This is a genomic window from Rothia gullae, assembly GCF_024294905.1.
GTDB lineage: Bacteria > Actinomycetota > Actinomycetes > Actinomycetales > Micrococcaceae > Rothia.
In genome coordinates this window covers 19,272-21,827 of the sequence record NZ_JANCOC010000015.1, presented here as the reverse complement: position 1 = coordinate 21,827, position 2,556 = coordinate 19,272, and the positions used below count along the sequence as shown (strand labels likewise).

Sequence of the window (2,556 nt, the reverse complement as noted above, 5' to 3'; positions counted from 1 at the left end):
ACCGCCCCCCCCGCACCCCCTCCCCCCCCCCGCGGGTGCGTCCCCCCCCCCCCCCCCCCCCAACCCCCCCCCCCCCCCCCCCCCCCCCCCCCCCGCCGCCGGCGCCCCTGGTGTTTAAATTCGCTGTCTTAGCGGGTCATTTCCCTTAGCGGGTGATGGTTGCCGAAGCGCTCAAACCAGTCAGATCCTTGAAGGTGTACTCGCCACCCTCGGTCAGCTGCATTGCGACCCTACCGCTGGTGATCTGAACGGTGGTGGTCAGAGTGTAGCTGGAGGTCACGTTGGTGAAGTACACCGGAACCAGCGAAGCCAGCACCTGTGCGTAGCTCACGCCGTCCTTCGCGGTGGCTTCCAAGAAGTCGGAGGTGCGGATATCCAGCACGCCGGTCCAGACGTTGTCCTCGATGACCGGCTCGTAGAACTTCGCGGTGTATGCGATGCCATTGAATGCAGACACGGCGGGGTTGTTGGTCTTCGCGCCACCCTCGCTCTTGGCGAGTGCCGGGATTTCAATGTCCTTATCGATATCCCACAGCAGCGGGTCGGCGACGTTCTCTGCGGTGGGGAAGGTGAACTCGAAGGTCACCTGCAGGTGTGCGGAGCCGTACAGCCAGGTGCTACCCTGGAACTCGCCCTTGGAGTTGATGGGCGCGGAAATCCACAGGCCCGCGCCACCGTACAGACCGGCACCGACGCTACCGCCGGGGGTGAAGATGCCGCCGCCGGCGCTCTGCGGGGTGGTGGAGGTTGCGGTGATGTTGGGTACCTGCACGGTGTAGGAGTCCAGGCCGTAGCGGGTATCAGAGTCGTTGGCGGGGTTCGAGTTGAACGCTTGGGTGAAGATGCCGAACTTCAAGGTCGGGGTTTCCTGCGCATCGGTGGACGCTGCGTAGGCGGGTACCGCCGCTGCGGTTGCGATGACGGGGGTGCTCCACGCGGCACCCTTGATGAGTGCGCGGCGGTTCAGACCGTTGGTGGTGTTCGAGGAAGAAGCCATAGGATCTCTCTTGTTATCGGATCACTCATGTCATCAAGAATGTATTGATGCATATGATTTGAATTACTGATACTCTAATTGTAATTCAGCTCATCTTCAAAAGTATCTCAACTTTTACCTTAATGTATCAATATTGCAGCATCCAGCTCACCTAGCGCGTGAAACGGGAGCATCATGGAAACCGTGGAGAACGCCCTTCCGGAAAACTCCATCGAAACACCACCGGTCACCACACACTAAGGAACACAACATGGCATTTCTGAAGAGCGCACGCGTCACGCTTGCCTCCCTCGCAGTGCTCTGCATGGGCACTATCGCAGCCCCCGCAGCAAACGCCTACAGCCCTGACATCGACGGCGACGGCATCCCCAACACCTGGGAGCTGAAGGGCTACGACGCTGACGGCGACGGCAAAATCGACATCGACTTCCCCGCAATGGGCGCAAACCCCAACCACAAGGACATCTTTGTCGAGATGGACTACATGGCGGGCCTGCTGCCCAGCGAAGACGAACTGGACCGCATCACCAAGATTTACGCCGACCTGCCCATACGCAACCCCGACGGCACCACCGGCATAAACATCCACCTGGACGCAGGTAACGCCCGCAGCGCCAAGTACAACCTCGGCGGCGGCAACGAAATCAGCTACCAGGCACTCGACAGCGAATTCAAGGCACTGCACCGAATCAAGGCGACCGAAGGTAAATTCAACCCCGCCCGAGAAGGCACCTTCCACTACGTCATCTGGGGTGACTACTACGACAACGGCACCTCCTCCGGCATCGCTAACTTCGGTGGCCGCAACCTCATGGTCACCGTCGGCCCGACCTTCTGGGGTAAAGCAAGCAGCAACATCCGCGTGGCAGTGTTCGTGCACGAGCTCGGCCACAACCTCGCGCTGAGCCACGGAGGCTGGGACGAAATCAACTACAAGCCCAACTACTACAGTGTCATGAACTACCAGTACACCCTCACCGGCGTGCCCAGGGCTGACGGTAGCCGCTACTTCGGCTACTCCACCGCCGAGTACCGCATGCTCAACGAGGCGAAGCTGTACGAGGCGCGCGGCTTCGGTTCCCGCGCGGCTGGCTTCCTGTACAAGGGCAAGCCCGCCGACCAGCCGATTGACTTCAACGGCAACGGCAAGATTGACACCGAGCCGGTGTCCGTGGACCTGAACGGTGACGGCATGATTACGCACTTGGGCGCGGCAAACGATATGAAGATGATTCGCTTCCAGGCGACCGAAAACCCGCAGAAGGACAAGGGCCCCGAGCACATTGAACCGAGCGGCATTACCGCCGAACATGCTCGTTCGCTGGGCCTGATTAAATAGGCTGACTGGATGGAATCTGACTAGGTTGAATCTGGCTGGGCGGCACGCCGCCGGTTGAGAGCCCTGTCAGCCCAATAAAATCGCATAGCAAAAGGTGGGGGGTCCCCCGCATAATTAGGGGGGCGCCCCCGGAAGCTTGTTTTGTGTTAGCGCCGCGCCGCCGGCCGCGCCGCCCACGGCGCAGCCCCCCCCCCCCCCCCACAGGGGCCCGCCGCCCCCG

The 2,556-nt window shown here is 61.3% G+C and carries 2 protein-coding genes; one reads left to right on the top strand and one right to left on the bottom strand.

Features of this window, described 5'->3' with window-relative positions; genetic code table 11:
• Positions 1-145: 145 nt before the first annotated feature.
• A complete protein-coding gene (locus tag NML54_RS08310) occupies positions 146-997 on the bottom strand; it encodes a transcriptional initiation protein Tat (protein WP_254757422.1) in 852 nt (283 codons plus the stop codon).
• Positions 998-1,247: 250 nt separating this feature from the next.
• Here NML54_RS08310 and NML54_RS08305 point away from each other — a divergent pair, with 250 nt between their 5' ends.
• Positions 1,248-2,336, top strand: a complete 1,089-nt coding sequence (locus NML54_RS08305; protein ID WP_254757420.1) for a C4-dicarboxylate ABC transporter substrate-binding protein — start codon at positions 1,248-1,250, stop codon at positions 2,334-2,336.
• Positions 2,337-2,556: the final 220 nt, after the last annotated feature.

What these genes read in the sequence shown, in the direction of transcription:
- NML54_RS08310 (WP_254757422.1), bottom strand. Translation starts at nt 997, where the DNA reads ATGGCTTCTTCCTCGAACACCACCAACGGTCTGAACCGCCGCGCACTC.
- NML54_RS08305 (WP_254757420.1), top strand. Translation starts at nt 1,248, where the DNA reads ATGGCATTTCTGAAGAGCGCACGCGTCACGCTTGCCTCCCTCGCAGTG.